This is a genomic window from Streptomyces sp. MZ04, assembly GCF_004684775.1.
Taxonomy (GTDB): Bacteria; Actinomycetota; Actinomycetes; order Streptomycetales; family Streptomycetaceae; genus Streptomyces.
Window position 1 is genome coordinate 1 of record NZ_SRIC01000072.1, and the last position, 22,056, is coordinate 22,056.

Annotated in this window: 21 protein-coding genes and 1 tRNA gene; 7 read left to right on the plus strand and 15 right to left on the minus strand. The window is 69.3% G+C overall.

Annotated features, from left to right (window positions below):
- The 3 genes from E2651_RS17430 to E2651_RS17440 all read right to left on the minus strand — a co-directional run.
- Window positions 1-780: cytochrome c biogenesis CcdA family protein (locus E2651_RS17430; RefSeq protein WP_135332074.1), on the minus strand; the 780-nt coding region annotated here is incomplete at its 3' end.
- Window positions 777-1,526, minus strand: a complete 750-nt coding sequence (locus E2651_RS17435) for a DsbA family protein (RefSeq protein ID WP_135332075.1) — start codon at window positions 1,524-1,526, stop codon at window positions 777-779. The genes E2651_RS17430 and E2651_RS17435, both read right to left, overlap by 4 nt.
- 55 nt (window positions 1,527-1,581) lie before the next feature.
- A complete protein-coding gene (locus E2651_RS17440) occupies window positions 1,582-1,953 on the minus strand; it encodes a hypothetical protein (protein ID WP_135332076.1) in 372 nt (123 codons plus the stop codon).
- An 83-nt stretch (window positions 1,954-2,036) separates the two neighbouring features.
- Here E2651_RS17440 and hrpA point away from each other — a divergent pair, with 83 nt between their 5' ends.
- The 3 genes from hrpA (at window position 2,037) to E2651_RS17455 (ending at window position 6,540) form a co-directional block, all read left to right on the plus strand.
- A complete protein-coding gene (hrpA, locus tag E2651_RS17445; protein ID WP_135332077.1) occupies window positions 2,037-6,005 on the plus strand; it encodes an ATP-dependent RNA helicase HrpA in 3,969 nt (1,322 codons plus the stop codon).
- Between the two features lie 135 nt (window positions 6,006-6,140).
- A tRNA-Asp gene (locus tag E2651_RS17450) sits at window positions 6,141-6,215 on the plus strand.
- 136 nt (window positions 6,216-6,351) lie between these two features.
- Window positions 6,352-6,540: a DUF6274 family protein gene (locus E2651_RS17455; protein ID WP_135332078.1), complete on the plus strand. Its 189-nt coding sequence runs from the start codon at window positions 6,352-6,354 to the stop codon at window positions 6,538-6,540.
- Window positions 6,541-7,045: 505 nt separating this feature from the next.
- On the opposite strand, the gene bldC is transcribed toward E2651_RS17455, so the two are convergent.
- Window positions 7,046-7,252 (minus strand): developmental transcriptional regulator BldC, encoded by a 207-nt coding sequence (gene bldC / locus E2651_RS17460; protein ID WP_003949541.1) that lies wholly within the window; start codon window positions 7,250-7,252, stop codon window positions 7,046-7,048.
- A gap of 503 nt (window positions 7,253-7,755) precedes the next feature.
- Entirely contained in the window at window positions 7,756-8,598 is an 843-nt protein-coding gene (locus E2651_RS17465; protein ID WP_135332079.1) for a hypothetical protein, read from the minus strand.
- Between the two features lie 210 nt (window positions 8,599-8,808).
- Here E2651_RS17465 and E2651_RS17470 point away from each other — a divergent pair, with 210 nt between their 5' ends.
- Complete coding sequence (locus E2651_RS17470) at window positions 8,809-9,891, plus strand: Glu/Leu/Phe/Val dehydrogenase dimerization domain-containing protein (RefSeq protein ID WP_135332080.1); 1,083 nt, start codon at window positions 8,809-8,811, stop codon at window positions 9,889-9,891.
- A gap of 290 nt (window positions 9,892-10,181) precedes the next feature.
- Window positions 10,182-10,439, plus strand: a complete 258-nt coding sequence (locus E2651_RS17475; protein ID WP_135332081.1) for a DUF3073 domain-containing protein — start codon at window positions 10,182-10,184, stop codon at window positions 10,437-10,439.
- Window positions 10,440-10,576: 137 nt separating this feature from the next.
- Here the strand turns inward: E2651_RS17475 and purM are convergent, their stop codons facing one another.
- Both purM and purF read right to left on the minus strand, forming a co-directional pair.
- Window positions 10,577-11,659 (minus strand): phosphoribosylformylglycinamidine cyclo-ligase, encoded by a 1,083-nt coding sequence (gene purM / locus E2651_RS17480; RefSeq protein WP_135332082.1) that lies wholly within the window; start codon window positions 11,657-11,659, stop codon window positions 10,577-10,579.
- A gap of 37 nt (window positions 11,660-11,696) precedes the next feature.
- Window positions 11,697-13,223 (minus strand): amidophosphoribosyltransferase, encoded by a 1,527-nt coding sequence (purF, locus tag E2651_RS17485; protein WP_135332083.1) that lies wholly within the window; start codon window positions 13,221-13,223, stop codon window positions 11,697-11,699.
- A 162-nt stretch (window positions 13,224-13,385) separates the two neighbouring features.
- Between purF and E2651_RS46125 the strand changes: the two genes are divergently transcribed.
- Window positions 13,386-13,487: a putative leader peptide gene (locus E2651_RS46125; RefSeq protein WP_323178604.1), complete on the plus strand. Its 102-nt coding sequence runs from the start codon at window positions 13,386-13,388 to the stop codon at window positions 13,485-13,487.
- A gap of 32 nt (window positions 13,488-13,519) precedes the next feature.
- Window positions 13,520-14,731: a sulfatase-like hydrolase/transferase gene (locus E2651_RS45310; RefSeq protein ID WP_135332084.1), complete on the plus strand. Its 1,212-nt coding sequence runs from the start codon at window positions 13,520-13,522 to the stop codon at window positions 14,729-14,731.
- A 60-nt stretch (window positions 14,732-14,791) separates the two neighbouring features.
- Here the strand turns inward: E2651_RS45310 and E2651_RS17495 are convergent, their stop codons facing one another.
- The 8 genes from E2651_RS17495 to purS all read right to left on the minus strand — a co-directional run bounded on the left by E2651_RS17495 (window position 14,792) and on the right by purS (window position 21,818).
- Window positions 14,792-15,625 carry an META domain-containing protein gene (locus tag E2651_RS17495; RefSeq protein WP_245238937.1) on the minus strand — a complete coding sequence of 278 codons (834 nt, stop codon included), beginning with the start codon at window positions 15,623-15,625 and terminating at the stop codon, window positions 14,792-14,794.
- Window positions 15,626-15,663: 38 nt separating this feature from the next.
- Window positions 15,664-16,458 (minus strand): maleylpyruvate isomerase family mycothiol-dependent enzyme, encoded by a 795-nt coding sequence (locus E2651_RS17500; RefSeq protein ID WP_135332086.1) that lies wholly within the window; start codon window positions 16,456-16,458, stop codon window positions 15,664-15,666.
- Window positions 16,459-16,468: 10 nt separating this feature from the next.
- The gene (locus E2651_RS17505) at window positions 16,469-17,107 is read right to left on the minus strand and encodes a TetR/AcrR family transcriptional regulator (RefSeq protein WP_135332087.1); all 639 of its coding nucleotides are present in this window, start codon (window positions 17,105-17,107) and stop codon (window positions 16,469-16,471) included.
- A 5-nt stretch (window positions 17,108-17,112) separates the two neighbouring features.
- Window positions 17,113-17,952: a M23 family metallopeptidase gene (locus E2651_RS17510; protein WP_135332088.1), complete on the minus strand. Its 840-nt coding sequence runs from the start codon at window positions 17,950-17,952 to the stop codon at window positions 17,113-17,115.
- 77 nt (window positions 17,953-18,029) lie between these two features.
- Window positions 18,030-18,536, minus strand: coding sequence for a helix-turn-helix domain-containing protein (locus tag E2651_RS17515; protein ID WP_135332089.1), 507 nt, complete (start codon window positions 18,534-18,536; stop codon window positions 18,030-18,032).
- Between the two features lie 104 nt (window positions 18,537-18,640).
- Window positions 18,641-20,890, minus strand: coding sequence for a phosphoribosylformylglycinamidine synthase subunit PurL (gene purL, locus E2651_RS17520; protein WP_135332090.1), 2,250 nt, complete (start codon window positions 20,888-20,890; stop codon window positions 18,641-18,643).
- A complete protein-coding gene (purQ, locus tag E2651_RS17525; protein ID WP_135332091.1) occupies window positions 20,890-21,570 on the minus strand; it encodes a phosphoribosylformylglycinamidine synthase subunit PurQ in 681 nt (226 codons plus the stop codon). Before purQ ends, purL begins: the two co-directional genes overlap by 1 nt.
- Window positions 21,567-21,818 carry a phosphoribosylformylglycinamidine synthase subunit PurS gene (gene purS / locus E2651_RS17530; protein ID WP_135332092.1) on the minus strand — a complete coding sequence of 84 codons (252 nt, stop codon included), beginning with the start codon at window positions 21,816-21,818 and terminating at the stop codon, window positions 21,567-21,569. The genes purQ and purS overlap by 4 nt, the downstream gene beginning before the upstream one ends.
- Between the last annotated feature and the right edge of the window lie 238 nt (window positions 21,819-22,056).

Consider the following 22,056-nt stretch of genomic DNA (forward strand, 5'->3'; position numbering starts at 1 on the left):
CACCAGGACCACCACCCCCGCGATCAGCGCGGAGTCCGGCACCGCCCTGCCCACTCCCCCGGCCCACCGCTCCACCGCGAACGAGTCGTCCACGTCGAGGAGACCCGGCAGCGCGGTGGTCCCGTCGTACGCGAGGAAGAGCGCCCCCAGGGCGACGAAGAAGAGCCCCGACAGGAGCGAGGTCGTGTGCAGTTCGAAGCGGCCGAGCCGGAACGCCCGCCCCCGCAGCCAGCGCCGCCGCCCGAGGTCGAACCGCTCCCAGAGCAGCGCGAGCACGAACAGCGGCACGGCCATGCCGAGCGCGTAGACGGCGAGCAGCAGCCCGCCGTAGACCGGGCTCCCGCTGACCGCCGCCACCGTCAGGACGCTGCCGAGGATCGGCCCCGCGCAGAACCCCGCGAGCCCGTACACCGCCCCGAGCGCGTACACGGAGACCGCCGTCGTCGGCCGGATCCGGCCCGAGAGCTCGGCCATCCGCCGTGAGGCGAACCCCATGCCCACGACCTGCAGCACCCCGAGCGCGATGATCAGCCACCCGGCGGCCAGCACCAGCTGATCGCGGTGCCCGAAGAAGAACCGCCCGGCGACCGATCCCGCGGCGCCCAGCGGCACGAGCGTCGTCGCGAGCCCGGCGTAGAAGATGCCGGTGCGCGCGAGGAGGCGTGACGTCGAGTCGATCGAGTACGCGAAGAAGGCGGGCAGGAGCAGCGCGCTGCACGGGCTCACCAGGGCGAGGAGACCGCCGAGGAACGCCGCGAAGTACCCCACATCGGCGGTCACTTCTTCCCCGCCTTGTCCTCGGCGGCAGCCGCCTGCTCGATCGCCTGGTCGAAGACCTCGTCCGGCTGGGCGCCGGAAATGGGCCGCCCGTTGACCAGGAAGGACGGGGTGGACGTGGCCCCCAGGCCGTACGCCTCCTCCTGGTCCTTCTTCACGGCGGCCGTGGCGGCGGCGCTCTTCACGTCGTCCGAGAAGCGGCCGACGTCCTTGACCCCGGCCTCGCGCGCCAGCTCCTTCAGCCGGCCGTCGCCGAAGCCCTTCTCCTTGGCGCCCTCCGCGTACGCCGCCTCGTGGAACTGCCAGAAGCGCCCCTGCTTCCCCGCCGCCCACGCGCCCCGCGCGGCCCGCTCGGAGTCCTCGCCGAAGATCGGGAAGTTGCGCCACTCGATGCGCAGGGTGCCCTCGTCGACGTACTTCTTCACCAGGCCGGGCTCGGTGTCGCGGGCGAACTTCCCGCAGTAGCCGCACTTGAAGTCGGCGTACTCGATCATCACGACGGGTGCGTCCGCGCGCCCCTGCGCCAGCGGGTCCTTGCCGTCGCGGCGGGCCAGCTTCGCCAGCTCCGGGTAGACCCCGGCCTGCGGGTCGGCCGAGACGTCCGCGGCGGGCTCCTCCTCGGCGGTGACCGAGGAGGGCTCGTCGGGCTTGGTCGCGGTGTAGGAGGCGACGCCGAGGAGCAGCGCGGCGGCGGCGACACCCGCGCCGATGGCGATGTTCTTCTTTTTGTTGTTGTTGTTCTTGGGCATGAGGGAGTTCTCTCTCGTTCCTGGTACGTCGTTGTAGGGGCCCGGGCAGGGGCATCTACACGCGCAGGACGGAGAGATCTATCGGCGTCGGCGGCGCGAGCGGCGGCGGACCGCGCTCCGGTGTGAGGGACAGCACCGTCTGGTCGGCGCCCCAGGCGCCGGACGCGGCATGGGCCTGGTGCAGGGCCGGGAGCAGCTCGTACGCGGAACTGGAGCGCGCAGGGGCCGCGGGCGCCTGACCGGCGTCCTGCTGACCGCCCTTGCCGCAGCCGGGGCCACCGGTGGACTCCTTGGCCTGCACGGACGCCGCGGACGCCGCGGGCTTCGCCACCGGATCGGCGGCCACCGCGGGTGCGCAGAACGCGCCGAGCACGACGAGCAGCACCGCCAGCAGGGGGCACCATCGCGTACGCACTCGGGGCAACATCCCCGGAATCGTACGTCCCGGGGCGCCCCCGCAGAGAAATCGGTTCGCCACCTCCGAGCGGCGAGTGAGATCCTGGACGCCGTATGTCTACGCAGCCTGCCCTCACTCTCGACACCCTCGCCCCGCGCCTGTCCGAGCTCTCGCTGCGCGATGAGCACCGGATCGGCCGCCGGCTCGAGGGTGCGCGCCGGATCCGCAAGCCCGAGGCCCGCGCCGCCGTCATCGCCGAGATCTCGGCGGAAGTCGACAAGGCCGCGGCGCGGATGGCCGAGCGGGGCAGCCGCCTGCCCGCGATCACGTATCCGGAAGAACTGCCGGTCAGCCAGAAGAAGGACGACATCGCGGCGGCGATACGCGACCACCAGGTCGTGATCGTCGCGGGCGAGACGGGCTCCGGCAAGACGACGCAGATCCCCAAGATCTGCATGGAACTCGGCCGCGGCGTGCGCGGCATGATCGGGCACACCCAGCCCCGCCGTATCGCCGCCCGCACGGTCGCCGAGCGCGTCGCCGACGAGCTGAACACCCCGCTGGGCGAGGCGGTCGGCTGGAAGGTCCGCTTCACCGACCAGGTCGGCGGCGACACGTACGTGAAGCTGATGACGGACGGCATCCTGCTGGCCGAGATCCAGACGGACCGCGAGCTGCGCGCGTACGACACGATCATCATCGACGAGGCCCACGAGCGCTCGCTCAACATCGACTTCCTGCTGGGCTATCTCGCCCAGCTGCTGCCCAAACGCCCGGACCTGAAGGTCGTCATCACCTCGGCGACGATCGACCCGGAGCGGTTCTCCAGACATTTCGGGGAAGCCCCGATCGTCGAGGTCAGCGGCCGTACGTATCCCGTCGAGGTGCGCTATCGCCCGCTCCTCGAAGAGGACAGCGACGACACGGACCGCGACCAGATCACCGCGATCACGGACGCCGTCGAGGAGCTCCAGTCGGAGGGGAAGGGCGACATCCTCGTCTTCCTCTCCGGAGAGCGCGAGATCCGCGACACGGCGGACGCGCTGAACAAGAAGAACTACCGGTTCACGGAAGTCCTCCCGCTCTACGCCCGGCTCTCGCACGCCGAGCAGCACCGCGTCTTCCAGCAGCACACGGGCCGCCGGATCGTCCTCGCCACGAACGTCGCCGAGACCTCCCTGACCGTCCCGGGCATCAAGTACGTGATCGACCCGGGAACGGCCCGCATCTCCCGCTACAGCCACCGTACGAAGGTGCAGCGGCTGCCCATCGAGGCGATCAGCCAGGCCAGCGCCAACCAGCGCAAGGGCCGTTGCGGCCGTACGTCGGACGGCATCTGCATCCGGCTCTACTCCGAGGACGACTTCGTCTCCCGCCCGGAGTTCACGGACGCGGAGATCCTCCGTACGAACCTGGCGAGCGTCATCCTCCAGATGACCGCGGCCGGCCTCGGCGAGATCGAGAAGTTCCCCTTCATCGACCCGCCGGACCATCGCAACATCCGCGACGGCGTCCAGCTCCTCCAGGAGCTCGGCGCGCTCGACCCCACGCAGAAGGACGTACGCAAGCGGCTCACCCCGCAGGGCCGCAAGCTCGCCCAGCTGCCGGTGGACCCGCGCCTGGCCCGGATGGTCCTGGAGGCCGACAAGAACGGCTGCGTACGCGAGGTCATGGTGATCGCGGCGGCGCTCTCCATCCAGGACCCGCGCGAGCGCCCGGCCGAGAAGCAGACGCAGGCGGACCAGCAGCACGCCCGCTTCAAGGACGAGACGTCGGACTTCCTCGCCTTCCTGAACCTGTGGCGGTACGTCAGAGAGCAGCAGAAGGAGCGCGGCTCGTCGTCGTTCCGCCGGATGTGCAAGTCGGAGTACCTGAACTTCCTGCGCATCCGCGAGTGGCAGGACATTTACACGCAGCTGCGTACGGTCGCCAAGCAGATGGGCATCCATCTGAACGAGGACGACGCCCCCGAGCAGCAGGTCCACATCTCCCTCCTCGCCGGTCTCCTCTCCCACATCGGGATGAAGGACGTGAAGGAGTCGAAGGACAGCGACCCCAAGCAGCGGGGCGGTCGCAACGAATACCTGGGCGCGCGCAACGCGAAGTTCGCGGTCTTCCCGGGCTCGGCGCTCTTCAAGAAGCCGCCGCGCTTCATCATGTCGGCCGAGCTGGTAGAGACTTCGCGCCTGTGGGCCCGCGTGAACGCCCGCATCGAGCCCGAGTGGGTCGAGCCGCTCGCCGAGCACCTCCTGAAGCGGACGTACAGCGAGCCGCACTGGGAGAAGGACCAGGCGGCGGTCATGGCGATAGAGAAGGTGACGCTGTACGGCGTACCACTCGTCACCGACCGCAAGGTGAACTACGGCCGCATCGACCCCGAGGTCTCCCGCGATCTGTTCATCCGCAACGCGCTCGTCGAGGGCGACTGGCGTACGCACCACAAGTTCTTCGCCGCCAACCGCAAGCTCCTGACCGAGGTCGAGGAGCTGGAGCACCGGGCCCGGCGCCGCGACATCCTCGTCGACGACGAGACGCTCTTCGACTTCTACGACCAGCGGGTGCCCGAAGAGGTCGTCTCCGGGGCGCACTTCGACTCCTGGTGGAAGAAGAAGCAGCGGGAAGAGCCCGAACTGCTCGACTTCGAGCGCTCGATGCTGATCAACGAGAAGGCGGGGGACGTCTCCAAGGACGACTACCCCGACTCGTGGCGGCAGGGGCAGCTCAAGTTCCGCGTGACGTACCAGTTCGAGCCGGGGGCCGACGCGGACGGCGTGACCGTCCACGTCCCGCTCCAGGTCCTCAACCAGGTCACGGACGAGGGCTTCGACTGGCAGATCCCGGGCCTGCGCGAGGAGGTCGTGATCGAGCTGATCCGCTCCCTGCCGAAGCCGGTCCGCCGCCACTACGTCCCGGCTCCCAACTACGCGAAGGCGTTCCTGGAGCGCGCGGTGCCGCTTCAGGAGCCGCTGCATGTCACCCTCGCCCGCGAGTTGCAGCGGATGGTCGGTGTCCCCGTCTCCCCGGACGACTTCGACCTCACCCGCGTACCGGACCACTTGAAGATCACCTTCCGGATCACCGACGAGCGGCGCAAGAAGCTCGCCGAGGACAAGGATCTGGAGGCCCTGAAGCTCCAGCTCCGCCCGAAGGCGCGCAAGGCCCTCTCCCAGGCGGCTGCCGCGACCGCCGAGCGCACGGGCGGCTCGGCGGTCGAGCGGACGGGCCTCACCGACTGGTCGATCGGCGCCCTCAGCCGCGTCTTCGAGACCCGGCGGGCGGGCCAGCCGGTGAAGGCGTACCCGGCGCTCGTGGACGACGGAGACACCGTGTCCGTACGCCTCTTCGACACGGAGGCCGAGCAGCAGCAGGCCATGTGGAAGGGCACGCGCCGCCTCATTCTGCGCAACATCCCGGTGAATCCGGCCAAGTTCGCCTCGGACAAGCTGAACAACGCGCAGAAGATCGCCCTGTCCGCGAACCCGCACGGCTCCATCCAGGCGCTCTTCGCCGACTGCGCGATGGCCGCCGCGGACAAGCTGATCGGCGACTTCGGGGGTCCCGCCTGGGACGAGGAGTCGTACCGCAAGCTGTACGAGAAGGTGCGCGCCGAGATCGTCGACGCGACGGTGCGGACGGTCGGCCAGGTCCAGCAGGTGCTCGCCGCCTGGCAGGCCTGTGAGGGCCGCCTGAAGTCCACGAAGAGCCCGACGCTCCTGGCCAACCTCACGGACGTACGGGCGCAGTTGGACGCGCTGATCCGGCCGGGCTTCGTGACGGCGACGGGGCTGCGCCGGCTGCCGGACCTGATGCGGTACATGGTGGCCGCCGACCGGCGCCTCCAGCAGATGCCGACGAACGTCCAGCGGGACACCTCGCGGATGGGGAAGGTCCACGAGATGCGGGACGAGTACGCCTGGCTCCTGGAGCAGTTGCCGCCGGGTCGCCCCGTGCCCCAGGAGGTCCTGGACATCCGCTGGATGATCGAGGAGCTCCGCGTCAGCTACTTCGCGCACGCGCTCGGCACGGCGTACCCGGTCTCGGACAAGCGGATCGTGAAGGCGATCGACGCGGCGGCTCCGTAGCCCCTTCAGGCGTGACGGGCCCATCGCGCAGCGTGAGTTCGACCGGTGGGCCAGGGCTGCTGTAGAGTCTCTTCTCGCAGCGCAACGCAGGCGAAGTCACTATGCGACTCCGTCGCGCGGGCGCCGCAAAAGCAAGGTCCTGTGGAGCAGTTTGGAGTGCTCGCCACCCTGTCAAGGTGGAGGCCGCGGGTTCAAATCCCGTCAGGACCGCCGTAAGAGATCGGGCCGTATCCCCTTGAGGATGCGGCCCGTTGTCGTGCCCGCACCTTGACTGCGTCACATTCCGCCGGTACCCAGACAACAGGGAGCGAGCGGGACGCTCCCCGTAGAGGTACGGAGGTGGCGTATGGCTATGTCCGCACAGCACGAGACGCGCGCCCTGTTGCGGGCCCATCTGGCGGCCGCGACCGGGTACCGCCATCTGACCCGGCACTGCCCGATCTGCCACCGGCTGCAGCGGCTCGCCCTGGAGGCCGCTCCCGTCCCTCAGGGCGGCTGTGAGAGCGGCGAGGACGAAAGTCCCCCCAACGTATGACCAAAGCCGCCCCGCAGGCCGTCTCCGCGGTGGGAGGCTGAACTCGTGGGCGCGGAACGCGAATCCGGCATCTCCTCTAGCCCAGAGGTGTCATGGGCAACAAGAGTCACGGCGTGTGACGGGTGTCACCGAGGGAGTTTTCAAAACCCCGGAACTTACACCCGTCCTACAACAGGTCAATTTAATATGTGCAATTGCACCACCCGGAGCGGCCACCGCGCGGCCTCCGCCCAGCTGACTCGCCGGTAGCGCAACGGCACCCCTCAGAGACCAACAAGCCCGCTCACAGGGCCTCTCACCGGCACTTCCAGGGCGCACAAAAAAGATCGCGCTGGACCCGGCGGAGTCCAGCGCGATCGAACGACTCACCCATGAGGCTCAGGCGTGGGGCCCGTTGGGGCGGGACCCGCGTCGCGTGTAGCTATTGGTTCGGACGGTGCGGCCGGATTGGGGGACCCGACAGCGGTCGTGCTGTTCGTCCTGGATACTGCGGTTATGCGGTAAATCAGGCCTCGCTGCGCTGCTGCGGGATACCCGCGAGCAGTGCGCGGACCTCAGCCTCGCGGTAACGGCGATGCCCGCCGAGCGTGCGAATCGACGTGAGCTTGCCAGCCTTGGCCCAGCGCGTCACCGTCTTGGGGTCGACGCGGAACATCGTGGCGACCTCAGCCGGGGTCAGCAGCGGCTCGGCATCAGGGGTGCGAGCGGTCATGAGCGGCCTCCTCGGAGAACCGAACCTTCTCGGTTCATTCCTCTAAATTCTGCACCTTGACCCGCGTTGCCCGAAATGGCGGACGCGAGTCGAGTCGGTTATAGGACGAACGGCTTGTCCTCGGCACTACAACTACACCATCCGTCCAGCCACGTCGGCCAAACCGATGGAATTGCCCTCCCAGGTGTCTATCAGCGACGGAAGCCGATGGACCATGCCATAGCGGACAGTCACGTCACAGTGACGATCAGTCACAGAGCGATCAGGAGTCAACAGACCCCCCATAGCGTGCAATGCCGAGTATTCCGCCCATACATGGGCGGAAGGAGCCCTCCCCGGACTCCTTGTCCTATTTTGGCACGAGGGGGGGCGATGGGCGCAAGGCCCCGCTAAGTGCGGTCCGTCACGCTTGATACAAAAGCCCGGATCGGGACCTACGTCCCGTGTAGGCGGCACGTAGGAGAGACCATAAGTCCTCGGCGATCAGACGTCAGTTCCAGAGCTCAGTTCGAGAACTGACGGTCCCGGACCGCGCGCCACCGCTCCATGAGCCTCGCATACGCCTCGCCGGCACCCTCGCCGTCGCCGTTGCGCAGCGCCTCGATCCCCTCAGCCACATCCGCCGCCGAGTGGTCACCCTCGAGCAGCTCCTCCGGCAGGGCGTGCACGAGCCCGCCGTAGTCGAGCTCCACCAGCGAGCGCGGGTGGAACTCCTCCAGCCACCGCCCGACATCCATGAGCCCGTCGACGAGCGGCCCCTCGTCGATCGCGTCCCGCAGCGTCCGAAGCCCACGGGCCACCCGCCGCCGCGCCTGGACCATCGGCGTCCGGTAGCGAAGGACCGGCGGGGACTCCGCCGTCCCCTTCTCGTACTGCCGCTCCTCGTCCGCGACGAGCACGAACCAGTTCAGCGGCACCTGCCACGTCGACGTACGGATCCAGGGGCGGGCGTCCGGATTGCGGGCCAGCCACCGTTCGTAGTCCGCGGCCGTCTGGCGGCGCACCACCGGCGGCAGGACCGCGTCGAGGACCGGCGCGGGCAACTGCCCCGGCAGCTCCCCGAGCGCCTGCCAGCCGCGCAGCCGGGTGCGCCACGGACAGACGCACACCACCCCGTCGGCCTCCACCACGAACGCGTCGCCGCTCTCGTGCACCGGGACCGGGATCGGCGGCGTGGGCAGCAAGTCGGCCAGGGAGCCACGGAGTTCGTCCTGGTACGAGGGACGGTCCCGGCGACGCGCGTAGCGCGCCCAGTGGCCGCGCTCCGGCTCCGGGAAGGCCGCCAGCGGCTCATAGACACGCAAGTAGGACGCGTACGGGACGATCAACGAGGACACCTTGGGCACGGCTGCTCCCTCCCCCGCACACCGGCTGGAAAACACTGCAAATCGTGCCATGGCCGAACTCCGCCGTACTCCTTCCTGCGCCGGGAGAGGGTGATCCTCGGCACTGCGCGGTCCGGGGCGGTGGACAGGCTCTAGTCTCATGCCCATCGGGCCCCGCCACCCGCACGGGCGCCCGCCCCAACCGCCGCTACTCGACCGGGAGTCACCACAGTGACCGAAGCAGACAACGGCGTCCTGCACACCCTGTTCCACTCGGAACAGGGTGGCCACGAGCAAGTCGTGCTCTGCCAGGACCGCGCCAGCGGCCTCAAGGCCGTCATCGCCATCCACTCCACCGCCCTGGGCCCCGCCCTCGGCGGCACCCGTTTCTATCCGTACGCGAGCGAGGAAGCCGCCGTCGCGGACGCGCTGAACCTCGCGCGCGGGATGTCGTACAAGAACGCCATGGCCGGGCTCGACCACGGCGGCGGCAAGGCCGTGATCATCGGCGACCCGGAGAAGATCAAGAGCGAGGAGCTGCTCCTCGCCTACGGGCGCTTCGTGGCCTCGCTCGGCGGCCGCTACGTGACGGCGTGCGACGTCGGTACGTACGTCGCCGACATGGACGTCGTCGCACGTGAGTGCCGCTGGACCACCGGGCGCTCCCCCGAGAACGGCGGCGCGGGCGACTCCTCCGTGCTCACCGCCTTCGGCGTCTTCCAGGGCATGCGCGCCTCCGCGCAGCACCTGTGGGGCGACCCGTCGCTGCGCGGCCGCAAGGTCGGCGTCGCGGGCGTCGGCAAGGTCGGCCACCACCTCGTCGAACACCTCCTTCAGGACGGCGCCGAGGTCGTGATCACCGATGTGCGCGAGGAGTCCGTACGCAGGATCACCGACAAGCACCCGTCCGTGACCGCCGTCGCCGACACCGAGGCGCTGATCAGGGTCGAGGGCCTCGACGTGTACGCCCCCTGCGCGCTCGGCGGAGCCCTGAACGACGACTCCGTGCCGGTGCTCACCGCGAAGGTGGTCTGCGGCGCCGCCAACAACCAGCTCGAGCACCCGGGCGTCGAGAAGGACCTCGCCGACCGCGGGATCCTCTACGCGCCGGACTACGTGGTGAACGCGGGCGGCGTGATCCAGGTAGCCGACGAGCTGCACGGCTTCGACTTCGACCGGTGCAAGGCGAAGGCGTCGAAGATCTTCGACACCACTCTTGCCATATTCGCTCGCGCGAAGGAGGACGGTATTCCGCCGGCCGCCGCGGCCGACAGGATCGCCGAGCAGCGGATGGCGGAGGCCCGCCGCCGCTGACCCCGCAGAGGCTTTGACAGGGCCCCGTCGACGTACCGGCGAGACAAGACTCACCCCCGTCGGCGGGTCGCCCGGCAAGAAGAGGTTAAAATCGCAGTTGACCAGCGAGGACGGGGCTCCTCGCGGGTTCTGCGCCGAGGCGCGTCCTGCGGGCGACGTACCGTATGGCCGCAGGAGCAGGTACCGTGGAAGCCCTACGGACCGGCCTCTCCACGGAGAGCCCGTTCCTGATCATGAACGCGTGTCAAGACTCTGGGGTCACCAAGCCCCATATCCGAGGGGGTCGAGCCATGGGGCGCGGCCGGGCAAAGGCCAAGCAGACGAAGGTCGCCCGCCAGCTGAAGTACAGCAGCGGCGGGACTGACCTCTCGCGTCTGGCCAATGAGCTGGGCGCTTCGACTTCGCAACAGCCGCCGAATGGCGAGCCGTTCGAGGACGACGACGAGGAAGACGACCCGTACGCCCAGTACGCGGATCTGTATAACGACGACGAGGACGACGACTCTGCCGATGAGTCCGGTCCTTCGTCGCAGCGCCGCGGCGCTTGACCTCGTTGCATTCGCAGCACTTGCAGCATTCGCAGTTCTCGTAGCAACTGCACTTCACCCGGTCCGGGGTGGTCATCACGCCGGGCCGGGTTTTGTGCTGCCCTGAGGGCAGTCCGGAGACTGCCCTCACCGGGCTACTACTTCGCGTAGTCACCGATCAGGGCGGCGCCCGTGGCGTGGTCTCCGCGGTCGGTGATCTCGCCCGCGATCCAGGCCTCCACGCCACGGTCCGCGAGGGTCGTCAGGGCCGCGTCCGCCGATTCCTCGGGGACGATCGCCATCATGCCGACGCCCATGTTCAGCGTCTTCTCCAGCTCCAGGCGCTCGACCTGGCCCGCCTTGCCGACGACGTCGAAGACCGCGCCGGGCGTCCACGTCTCGCGGTCGACGATCGCGTGCAGGCCGTCCGGGATGACCCGGGCGAGGTTCGCCGCGAGGCCGCCGCCGGTGATGTGGCTGAACGCGTGGACGTCCGTGGTGCGGGTGAGCGCCAGGCAGTCCAGGGAGTAGATCTTGGTGGGCTCCAGGAGCTCCTCGCCGAGCGTGCGGCCGAACTCCTCGACCTTGCGGTCCAGGGTCCATCCCGCGCGGTCGAAGACCACGTGCCGGACGAGCGAGTACCCGTTCGAGTGAAGACCCGATGCCGCCATGGCGATGACCGCGTCACCCTTACGGATGCGATCGGGGCCGAGCAGCCGGTCGGCCTCCACGGCGCCCGTACCGGCGCCGGCGACGTCGAAGTCGTCCGGGCCGAGCAGGCCCGGGTGCTCCGCCGTCTCGCCGCCGACGAGCGAGCAGCCCGCGAGGACACAGCCCTCGGCGATGCCCTTCACGATGGCCGCGACGCGCTCCGGGTGGACCTTGCCGACGCAGATGTAGTCGGTCATGAAGAGCGGCTCGGCGCCGCAGACGACGATGTCGTCCATGACCATCGCGACGAGGTCGTGGCCGATGGTGTCGTACACGCCGAGCTGGCGGGCGATGTCCACCTTCGTGCCGACGCCGTCGGTCGCGGAGGCGAGCAGCGGGCGCTCGAAGCGCTTGAGGGCCGATGCGTCGAAGAGCCCGGCGAAGCCGCCGAGGCCGCCGAGGCCGCCGAGGCCCGCGACCTCGGGACGCTGGGTCTTCTTGACCCACTCCTTCATCAGCTCGACGGCGCGGTCGCCCGCCTCGATGTCTACGCCTGCGGCTGCGTAGCTGGCACCAGTGGTCTCAGGCATGGTGATTGAGAGCTTTCGTGTCGTTACTACGGGTGGCTTACGGGCGACGGATCGCGTCGGCCGCTGCCGTGGACGCCGGACCGGCGGCCAGCTCCGTCTCCAGAAGCTGCTTGCCGAGCAGCTCGGGGTCGGGCAGGTCCATCGGGTACTCGCCGTCGAAGCAGGCGCGGCAGAGGTTCGGCTTGTCGATGGTCGTGGCCTCGATCATGCCGTCGATGGAGATGTACGAGAGCGAGTCGGCGCCCATGGAGGTGGCGATCTCGTCGATCGTCATGCCGTTGGCGATGAGCTCGGCGCGGGTCGCGAAGTCGATGCCGAAGAAGCAGGGCCACTTCACGGGCGGGGACGAGATCCGGATGTGGATCTCGGCGGCCCCGGCCTCGCGGAGCATCTTGACCAGGGCGCGCTGGGTGTTGCCGCGGACGATCGAGTCGTCGACGACGACCAGACGCTTGCCCTTGATGACTTCCTTGAGGGGGTTCAGCTTGAGGCGGATGCCGAGCTGGCGGATCGTCTGCGAGGGCTGGATGAAGGTCCGGCCGACATAGGCGTTCTTGACCAGACCGGCGCCGAAGGGGATGCCGGACGCTTCCGCGTAACCGATCGCGGCGGGCGTTCCGGACTCCGGGGTCGCTATGACGAGGTCGGCCTCGACGGGAGCTTCCTTGGCGAGTTTCCGACCCATCTCGACGCGCGAGAGGTAGACGTTCCGGCCGGCGATGTCCGTGTCGGGGCGCGCCAGATAGACGTACTCGAAGACACAGCCCTTGGGCTTCGCTTCCGCGAATCGGGACGTTCGCAGTCCGTTCTCGTCGATCGCGATGAACTCGCCCGGCTCGACCTCGCGGACGAAGCTCGCGCCGCAGATGTCGAGCGCGGCGGACTCCGATGCGACGACCCAGCCGCGCTCCAGGCGGCCGAGGACCAGCGGGCGGATGCCCTGCGGGTCGCGGGCCGCGTACAGCGTGTGCTCGTCCATGAAGACGAGCGAGAAGGCGCCCTGGACGTCCGGGAGGACCTTCATGGCGGCGTCTTCGATGGTCAGCGGCTTGCCGTCGTCGTCCACCTGGCCCGCGAGGAGTGCCGTCACCAGGTCGGTGTCGTTGGTCGCCGCGACCTGGGTCGCGCGGCCGTTCTCCTTGGGCAGCTCGGCGACCAGCTCGGCGAGCTGGGCCGTGTTGACGAGGTTGCCGTTGTGCCCGAGCGCGATGGAGCCGTGCGCGGTGGCACGGAACGTCGGCTGGGCGTTCTCCCATACGGAGGCCCCGGTGGTCGAGTAGCGGGCGTGACCGACCGCGATATGACCCTGGAGCGAGCTGAGAGAGGTTTCGTCGAAGACCTGGGAAACGAGCCCCATGTCCTTGAAGACGAGGATCTGGGAGCCGTTGCTGACCGCGATTCCCGCGGATTCCTGGCCCCGATGCTGGAGGGCGTAGAGCCCGAAGTACGTGAGCTTTGCGACCTCTTCGCCCGGAGCCCAGACACCGAAGACGCCACAAGCGTCCTGGGGGCCTTTCTCGCCGGGGAGCAGATCGTGATTGAGTCGACCGTCACCACGTGGCACAACTCCGAGTGTAGGCGAGATCGACCACTGGTCCGAATTGGGGATACGGGCCCTCTACGGAGCGTGAACACGGTGACTGTACGCACCTGGAGTACTAAGCCCGTGTGAACAGGTGACGGGGTGCGTTGACAGGGGCCGGGGCGCACGTGAGGCTCCTGATCCATGCCCCAGCAGCCCCTCGGTGACCCGACGGTCACCCTTGTGGAGCGCCGCCACGTCGACCTGGTCCGTGTCGCGAGCGCCATCTGTCGCCGCGCCGCCTGAAGCCGCCTTTCCTTCCCTTCTTCGGGGCTCCTGTGCGGGGCCTCTCTTCAGGAGCGCAGCCATGTCTTCGTACGACCAGTCCGCTCTGTCCCGACGCGCCTTCGGGGGCGCGGTGGGAGAGCCGGTGCCGCCGCCGCGGTGGGGCTGCCGCCGCCGAGGCCCGCGAGCGGCCCTTCCGTGCGGCCCGGCGCCCCGGCGGCAAGCGGCCGAACATCCTGTTCGTCCTCGGCGACGACCTGGGGTGGGCGGATCTCTCCTCCTACGGGTCGCCGCACATCAGCACGCCGAACCTGGACCGCCTCGCGCGCCAGGGCGTGCGGTTCACCGATGCCTACTCCGGGTCCGCGACCTGCTCGCCGACCCGGTTCAGCCTCTACACGGGGCGCTTTCCGGGGCGTACGAAGGGTGGGCTCGCGGAGCCGATAGCGGACAGGTCCGTCGGGCTCGAGCCGACGCATCCCACGCTGGCCTGGCTGCTGCGGGACGCCGGGTACGCGACGGCGCTGATCGGGAAGTGGCACTGCGGGTATCTGCCCGACTACTCACCGACCAGGTCGGGCTGGGCGCGCCCATGGATGCGGCTCCGCTGCTCCGAAGGGGACCTCGGGGCGGACTGCAAGGAGGACGGCACCAGCCACAAGACCCCGATGGGCGGCGGCGGTTGGGAGGCCGGGCTCAACTCGCCGGAGCTCCTTCACAACAAGTGGCTGACGGGTGGCGAGGTCGCGAAAGTCGGCAAGTCCGGTACGTATACGTTGCGTCCGCTGTACGGGAGTGGCGGCGGGGTCCGCGCGCTCGACATCCCGCTGGGTGACGACCGCCTGGTCGTGGAGCTGCGGCACGAGTCCGGCACCGTCGACGGCGAGATCCAGGGCGTGCACGCCTACCGGGTGCCGGGCGGCGACTACGCCAAGTCCGCTCTCCTTGACCCGACTTCGGATGCCGACGCGGACGCCCTGAAGGCGGGGACGGCGCTGACGGACGAGGCGCGGAAGGTGAAGGTAGAGGTCGTGAAGGCGGGGGCGGAGTCCGCGACCGTCAAGGTGAGCCTGAACGGGGTGGCGGCTCCGGCCAAGCCCGAGCAGGCTGCGGAGAAGCCCAACGACGCCCGCCCCGAAGGCGATCCCACCGAACTCGCCGAGACCGGCGGCAACTCCGACACCACCCTCGCCTACTCCATCGGCGGCGCACTGCTCCTCGCGTCAGGCGGCGCGTTCCTCCTGAAGTCACGCCGCCGCAGCTAAGCGCCCCGTAGGGGCGCGGGGAACTGCGCGACAGGCCCCCACAGCGCCGCAGCCGACAAACTAGTGCGTCTTCAGGTCAGCATTCGCGCTGACGACCGTGCCGTCGGCGGCAGTGAGCGTCAGACCCCGGTGCGTCAGCCGGTAACTCACCTTGCCGTCAAAGAGCTTGAGGAGCTTCTTCTCGGTCTCGGCGGCCGGCCCCTCGCACATCATCCGGGTGCTCCGGGGCGCGCCCAGGGTGATCTGGTCGCCCCGCACCTCGGCCTTGGCCGTGACGTTGTTGCAGCCGAGGTTGCCGCGGACGGTGCCGTCCTTGCCGAAGGTCAGATGGGCCTTGCCGTCCACCTCCTTCGGCAGGGAGGTCGTCACCTCGCCGTCGCCGATGGCGTTCAACGTCCACTTGGTGCCCGTCAGCGGGGCGTCGGGCTCGGAGGTGAGAGCCACGCGGTCCCCCTTCTCGGTGGTGAGCGTCAGCTTGCCCCCGTCGGCCTCGGCCTTCAGCTCGCCGTTGCCGAGGGTGCGCGTGAGGGTCTCCTCGAAGTCCAGCTTGTCGCAGCCCATGTCGGTCGACGTGGCATTGCCGAAGTCGATCTTGTCGCCGTCGACGGACACGTCCGCGGAGAAGCCGTTGCAGCCGTAGTTGCCCTGGGCCTTCCCCTTGTCGTCGATCGTGACGTAGGTGCCGCCCGGGGCCCGCTGTTTCTTGCCGTCCACCGTGAGGCTCTCGACGTTCCAGTGCACTCCGGTGATGGGCAGCTCGGACGCGACGGAACCGCCGCCCTTGCCGTTGCCCGATCCGGTCTCGGTGCCGCACGCGGTGAGCAGCCCCGCGGCGGCGAGAGCTATGGCGGTGGTGGTCAGTCGCGTCTTCTGCATGCCGCTGTGACGGGACAAGTGGGGGTTCTGGTTCCCGTCGCCCTCCCGGGCCCCGGCTAACTCATGACCGGCAGCAGCCCCGCCAGATCCGCGCGCTCCCCGCTCGCGCTGACCTTCGCCTCGTCGAGCGCCGACTTCCAGTCCGTACGCCCGGTCGCCAGGCGGATCCAGGTCAGCGGGTCGGTCTCGACGACGTTCGGCGGGGTGCCGCGGGTGTGCCGGGGCCCCTGTACGCACTGGACCACGGCGAACGGCGGCACCCGCACCTCGACGGCGCCGCCGGGTGCCTTCACCGCGAGGGCGTCGGCGAGCAGCCGGGTGCAGGCGGCCAGGGCCTGGCGGTCGTACGCGACGTCGAGGCCCGGCACGGCGTCGTTCAGGTCGTCGGTGTGGACGATCAGTTCGACGGTGCGGGTGACCAGGAAGTCGTCGAGGGTCATCGCGCCGAACCGGGTCGGCGTCAGGCGGCCTGCGGCGACCACCCCGGACAGCGCCTCGTCGTAGGCGGTGAGCGTGTGCGCGTACAGCTCGCCGAGGTCCTGCGCGGCGAACGCCCGCGACGCCTCGTCGACCTGCGCGGCGGCCGACGCCGTCGCGAACGGCCAGTCGAGCAGGGCCACTTCGCGCGCCGCGGGCTCCGGCATGGCGAGGAAGCGGCTGACGGCGCCGAGCGCCATGGTGATGTGCGCGGCGAGCTCGCGGACGGTCCACTCCCCGAGCCGGGTCGGCAGGGCGAGCTGCTCGGGCTCCAGGGCGGCGACCGCGTCGCGTACGTTCCCGAACTGGGCGCGCACGGCGGTGCGGATCTTGGCGGGGTCGTACGTACGCGTGCGCTTCTTGGCCGGTGGCATGGGGCCGAGCCTAATGCGGTCCCGGGTAGGCCTGGAGACCCTTTTCGACCTGGTCGAAGGCGCGCTCGGCGTAGGCGGCGCAGGTGTCGGCGATCGCGTCGAGCGGCTCGCCTTCGAGGGTGCGGCGCTGGTTCTCCATGATGAGCGCGTTGCGGGCGCCGAGCAGTTGGCCTGCGGCGACCCGCGCCAGGAAGGGGTCGCCGGTCTCCTCGGCGAGTGCGTCCTCGAGGAGCTGCAGGGCGCGCATGTGGAAGAGGACCATGCGGTGCGCCAACGTCGGCGTGTCGCCGATCAGTTGGCGCACCTTCAGGGCGCGCGGGTCGCCGCTGAGGCCGACCGCGGGGTCGCGCGCGGCGACCTGCTCGAGGAACGCCTCGCGCAGTGCCGTGACCGCGGAGTCGCCGGGCCCGCGCTCGCGCACCGCGCGGGCGGCGTCGCCGACGTGCTCCTCCATGGGGCTGACGATCACGCCTTCCTTGGTGCCGAAGTAGTTGAAGACGGTCATCTTCGACACCTCGGCCGCCTCGGCGATCTCCGCCACGGAGACATGGTCGAACCCGCGCTCGGAGCAGAGGTCCACCGCCGCCCGCCAGATCCGCGACGCGGTCTGCCTCTTCTTGCGCTCGCGCAGCCCGAGCTCCTCAGTCATGCAGGTCACGGTACCGGGACGGCCTCTTCCCCCACCGTGAACGTCTCGCGGTTGGCGGGCACTCCGACGCCGCGCCAGCTGAACGGGACGCCGCGCGCCGTCTCCAGGTCCGGGCCGTCCATCAGCTGGAAGTGCACATGCGGTTCGGTCGAGTTCCCGGAGTTGCCGCAGCGGGCGATGACCTGCCCGGCCGTCACCTTGTCCCCGGCGCGGACGTCGAGCGAGCCTTGCTGGACGTGGGCGTACATGGCGTACGTCCCCTCACCGAGGTCGAGCACGATGTGGTTGCCGACGATGCGGCGGGTTCCGCCGAGCGACCTGCCGGCGCCCTCGATCAGCCAGAAGTACAGAACCCCGAGGAGGGAGCTGCGGCTGAGGTGATCGCGCTGGTCGTCCTCGGCGTGCACGACGGTGGCATCGGACGCCGCGTGCAGCGGCGCCCCGAAGGCGGGGTAGGCCTGGCCGCGCCGGGCGACGGGCCAGAACCAGACGGGGGCGGGGCGGGCAGGCCCCTCCTCCGGCTCGGCCGTGATGTCGATGGCGTAGGTCTGCCCGAGGTTGTGCGTGCCGTGGCTCGGCACCTTGTCGGCGGGGCTGTTCAGCGCGGACCAGCGGCCGGTGACCGGCGCCTCGACCTCGACCGGCGCCGGGGGCTCCGCCTCGATCCGCCGGCGGGCGGAGCGGGAGGTCGACAGACTGATGGCGATGGCGCCGAGCAGGGGCAGCCAGCTCACCCAGTAGTTGTACGGCAGTCCCACGAAGTGCTCGACGACGAACTGGCCAAAGAAGATCAGCCACAGCACACGCTGGGCCACGGCGGCGAGCTTGCGTACGCCTACGGACATAACTTCCCCCTCGTACAGAAGATCCGTACAGAAGATCCGCACAGAAGACCCGTACGGAAGACCCGTACAGAAAACGGTCAGGTCACGGGGCGCGCGGCGGTGAGCACCACGAGCAGCGGCACCACCCGCCCGGCAGGGACCTCGTATCGGCCGCGCCCCGTGGTGTGCAGCCAGCCGGCGCCGGTCAGTTGGCGCAGGTGGTGATAGATCTGCCCGGTCGTGCCGGCGTCCGGCAGCGCGGCCAGCTCGGCGGCCGTGCGCAGCCCGCCGAGGATCTCCCGCAGCAGCCGCAGCCGTACGGGATTGCCGAGCGCGGCGAACGACTCGGCGGCCTCGGACCAGTCGCCCTCGAACACCGTCTCGGTGAGCAGGCCGTACTGCCACTCGTACCGATGCCCCGTCGGCACGCGCACCGCTCCGGTGAACAGGACAGCGCCGTCCGCGTCCTCCGTCACCGGGTGCCGCGCCTTCAGCGCGTCGAGGGCCCAGAAGTCACCCTCTCCCACGGCGGGCACGGCCGGGCCCGCGCTCTCCAGCTCCGCCATGCGCCGTTCGAGCTCGGCGACGCGCTCTTCCAGATCCATGGTCTTGAGATTACGTAATTACGTAATGTCGTGCAAGCCCAGTCCCCGGAAACGCCGAAGCCCCCGCCCGGACCAGGTCCGAACGGGGGCTTCGAGCGGAAACGTCAGGCGAAGAGCCCCGGCAGGGTCCCCTCGTGCGCCTCGCGGATCTCGGCCAGGGAGAGGGTGAACTCGCCCTGTACGTCCACGGCGTCACCGTCGACCACACCGATACGCGTCACGGGAAGGCCCCGCGCCCCGCACATGTCGGTGAAGCGCAGCTCCTCGCTCCTCGGTACGGCGACGACCGCGCGCCCCGCCGATTCACTGAACAGGAGGGTGAACGCGTCGAGGCCGTCGGGCACGATCAGACGCGCACCCTTCCCACCCCGCAGACAGGACTCGGCGACGGCCTGAGCCAGGCCACCGTCGGACAGGTCGTGCGCGGCGTCGATCATGCCGTCGCGCGAGGCCGAGATGAGGATCTCGGCGAGCAGCCGCTCGCGCTCCAGGTCGACCTTCGGGGGAAGCCCGCCGAGGTGGTCGTGGACGACCTGCGACCAGGCCGAGCCGCCGAACTCCTCGCGGGTGTCCCCGAGGAGGTAGAGCAGCTGGCCCTCTTCGGCGAAGGCGATCGGCGTGCGGCGCGCGACGTCGTCGATCACTCCCAGCACCGAGACGACCGGGGTCGGGTGGATCGCCGCCTCGCCCGTCTGGTTGTAGAGCGAGACGTTGCCCCCGGTCACCGGGGTGCCCAGGATCTGGCAGGCGTCGGCGAGACCACGGGTGGTCTCGGCGAACTGCCACATCACGTCCGGGTCCTCGGGCGAACCGAAGTTCAGGCAGTCCGAGACGGCGAGCGGCCGGGCACCCGTCGCGGCGACGTTGCGGTACGCCTCCGACAGGGCGAGCTGCGCGCCCGCGTACGGGTCGAGCTTCGAGTAGCGGCCGTTGCCGTCATTGGCGAGGGCGACACCGAGGCCGGTCTCCTCGTCGATGCGGACCATGCCGGAGTCCTCGGGCTGCGCGAGCACCGTGTTGCCCTGCACGAAACGGTCGTACTGATCCGTCACCCACGCCTTGGAGGCCTGGTTCGGCGACGCGACGACGGCGAGGACCTGCTCGCGCAGCTCGTCCGAAGTCTTCGGACGAGCCAGCTTGTTCGCGTCGTCCGCCTGCAGGGCGTCCTGCCACTTCGGCCGCGCGTACGGACGCTCGTAGACCGGACCGTCGTGGGCGACGGTGCGCGGGTCGAGGTCGACGATCTTCTCGCCGTGCCAGAAGATCTCCAGGCGGTCGCCGTCGGTCACCTCACCGACGACGGTGGCGATGACGTCCCACTTCTCGCAGATCGCGAGGAAGCGCTCGACCTTCTCCGGCTCGACGACCGCGCACATGCGCTCCTGCGACTCACTCATGAGGATCTCCTCGGGAGTGAGCGTGGAGTCGCGAAGCGGTACGTCGTCCAGCTCGACGCGCATGCCGCCGGAGCCGTTGGACGCCAGCTCGGAGGTCGCACAGGAGAGACCGGCCGCACCGAGGTCCTGGATGCCGACGACCAGCTTCTCGGCGAAGGCCTCCAGGGTGCACTCGATGAGGAGCTTCTCCTGGAAGGGGTCGCCGACCTGGACGGCGGGACGCTTGGACGGCTTGGTGTCGTCGAAGGTCTCACTCGCGAGGATCGAGGCGCCGCCGATGCCGTCGCCGCCCGTGCGAGCCCCGTAGAGGATGACCTTGTTGCCGGGGCCGGAAGCCTTCGCGAGGTGGATGTCCTCGTGCCGCATCACACCGATCGCACCGGCATTGACCAGCGGATTGCCCTGATAGCAGGCGTCGAAGACGAGCTCGCCGCCGATGTTCGGCAGGCCCAGGCAGTTGCCGTAGCCGCCGATGCCCGCGACGACACCGGGGAGCACGCGCTTGGTGTCGGGGTGGTGGGCGTCGCCCATCCGCAGCGGGTCCACGACCGCGACCGGGCGGGCACCCATCGCGATGATGTCGCGGACGATGCCGCCGACACCGGTGGCCGCGCCCTGGTAGGGCTCGACGTACGAGGGGTGGTTGTGCGACTCGACCTTGAAGGTGACCGCGTAGCCGTTGCCGACGTCGACGACGCCGGCGTTCTCACCGATGCCGACGAGCATCGCGTCGTTGTCGGGGGCCTTCTCGCCGAACTGGCGCAGGTGCACCTTGCTGCTCTTGTACGAGCAGTGCTCGGACCACATGACGGAGTACATGGCGAGCTCGGCGCCGGTGGGACGGCGGCCCAGGATCTCGCGTACGCGCGCGTACTCGTCTTCCTTCAGGCCCAGTTCGGCCCAGGGCAGCTTGACCTCGGGGGTCTCGGCGGCGTGCTTGACGGTGTCCAGAGTCATCAGACGTTGACCAGCTTCTTCAGGATCGAGGTGAAGAATCCCAGGCCGTCGGTGCCACCGGTCCCGACCAGCGGCTCGACGGCGTGCTCGGGGTGCGGCATGAGGCCGACGACGTTGCCCGCGGCGTTGGAGACACCGGCGATGTCCCGCAGCGAACCGTTGGGATTCACGTCCAGGTAGCGGAAGACGACCCGCCCCTCGGCCTCGAGCATGTCCAGGGTCCGCTCATCGGCGACGTACCGTCCGTCGATGTTCTTCAGCGGTACGGAGATCTCCTGACCGGCCTCGTAATCGGCGGTCCAGGCGGTGTCGGACGTCTCCACGCGCAGCTTCTGGTCGCGGCAGATGAAGTGCAGGTGGTTGTTCTTCAGCATCGCGCCGGGCAGCAGGTGGGACTCGGTGAGCACCTGGAAGCCGTTGCAGATACCGAGGACCGGCATCCCGGCCTTCGCCTGCTCGATGACCGACTCCATGACGGGCGAAAACCGTGAAATGGCCCCGGCCCGCAGATAGTCGCCGTACGAGAATCCGCCGGGAAGGACCACGGCGTCGACCTGCTTCAGGTCCTTGTCCCGGTGCCAGAGCGGCACGGCTTCGGCACCGGCGACGCGCACGGCGCGCTGGGTGTCGCGGTCGTCGAGGGTTCCGGGGAAAGTGACGACTCCGATTCGAGCGGTCACTTCTCTTCCTCCACCTTTACGAAGAAGTCTTCGATCACGGTGTTGGCGAGGAAGGTTTCCGCCATCTCGTGGATACGGGCGAGGGCTGCGTCATCGACGGGCCCGTCCACCTCGAGTTCGAAGCGCTTTCCCTGACGTACGTCGGCGATCCCCTTGAATCCGAGGCGCGGCAGTGCACGCTGCACCGCCTGGCCCTGGGGGTCGAGGATCTCCGGCTTGAGCATGACGTCGACTACGACGCGTGCCACTGGCACTCCCGGTGTGTGGTGCTGGCTGAGCGGTCCCTTCAGACTACCCGCACAAAAATTCTACTCGCGTAGATTCGTAGAATCCTACGTGAGGACGGTCACGTTCCTGCATCCATCTGCGTACCGAACAGGGGACCTTCGCGAAAAATCCAGGAAAAGATCACGCGACACCATTGCCCCCGGACACGCGGACGGATTTAGTCGGGCTTCACAATGCAATGCCAGGCACTGTACAAAG

Bases quoted from the DNA above. Each gene is read 5' to 3' on its own strand.
- E2651_RS17435 (WP_135332075.1), bottom strand. From the start codon at position 1,526: ATGCCCAAGAACAACAACAACAAAAAGAAGAACATCGCCATCGGCGCG.
- E2651_RS17440 (WP_135332076.1), bottom strand. From the start codon at position 1,953: ATGTTGCCCCGAGTGCGTACGCGATGGTGCCCCCTGCTGGCGGTGCTG.
- hrpA (WP_135332077.1), top strand. From the start codon at position 2,037: ATGTCTACGCAGCCTGCCCTCACTCTCGACACCCTCGCCCCGCGCCTG.
- E2651_RS17455 (WP_135332078.1), top strand. From the start codon at position 6,352: ATGGCTATGTCCGCACAGCACGAGACGCGCGCCCTGTTGCGGGCCCAT.
- bldC (WP_003949541.1), bottom strand. From the start codon at position 7,252: ATGACCGCTCGCACCCCTGATGCCGAGCCGCTGCTGACCCCGGCTGAG.
- E2651_RS17475 (WP_135332081.1), top strand. From the start codon at position 10,182: ATGGGGCGCGGCCGGGCAAAGGCCAAGCAGACGAAGGTCGCCCGCCAG.
- purM (WP_135332082.1), bottom strand. From the start codon at position 11,659: ATGCCTGAGACCACTGGTGCCAGCTACGCAGCCGCAGGCGTAGACATC.
- E2651_RS46125 (WP_323178604.1), top strand. From the start codon at position 13,386: ATGCCCCAGCAGCCCCTCGGTGACCCGACGGTCACCCTTGTGGAGCGC.
- E2651_RS17500 (WP_135332086.1), bottom strand. From the start codon at position 16,458: ATGCCACCGGCCAAGAAGCGCACGCGTACGTACGACCCCGCCAAGATC.
- E2651_RS17505 (WP_135332087.1), bottom strand. From the start codon at position 17,107: ATGACTGAGGAGCTCGGGCTGCGCGAGCGCAAGAAGAGGCAGACCGCG.
- E2651_RS17510 (WP_135332088.1), bottom strand. From the start codon at position 17,952: ATGTCCGTAGGCGTACGCAAGCTCGCCGCCGTGGCCCAGCGTGTGCTG.
- E2651_RS17515 (WP_135332089.1), bottom strand. From the start codon at position 18,536: ATGGATCTGGAAGAGCGCGTCGCCGAGCTCGAACGGCGCATGGCGGAG.
- purL (WP_135332090.1), bottom strand. From the start codon at position 20,890: ATGACTCTGGACACCGTCAAGCACGCCGCCGAGACCCCCGAGGTCAAG.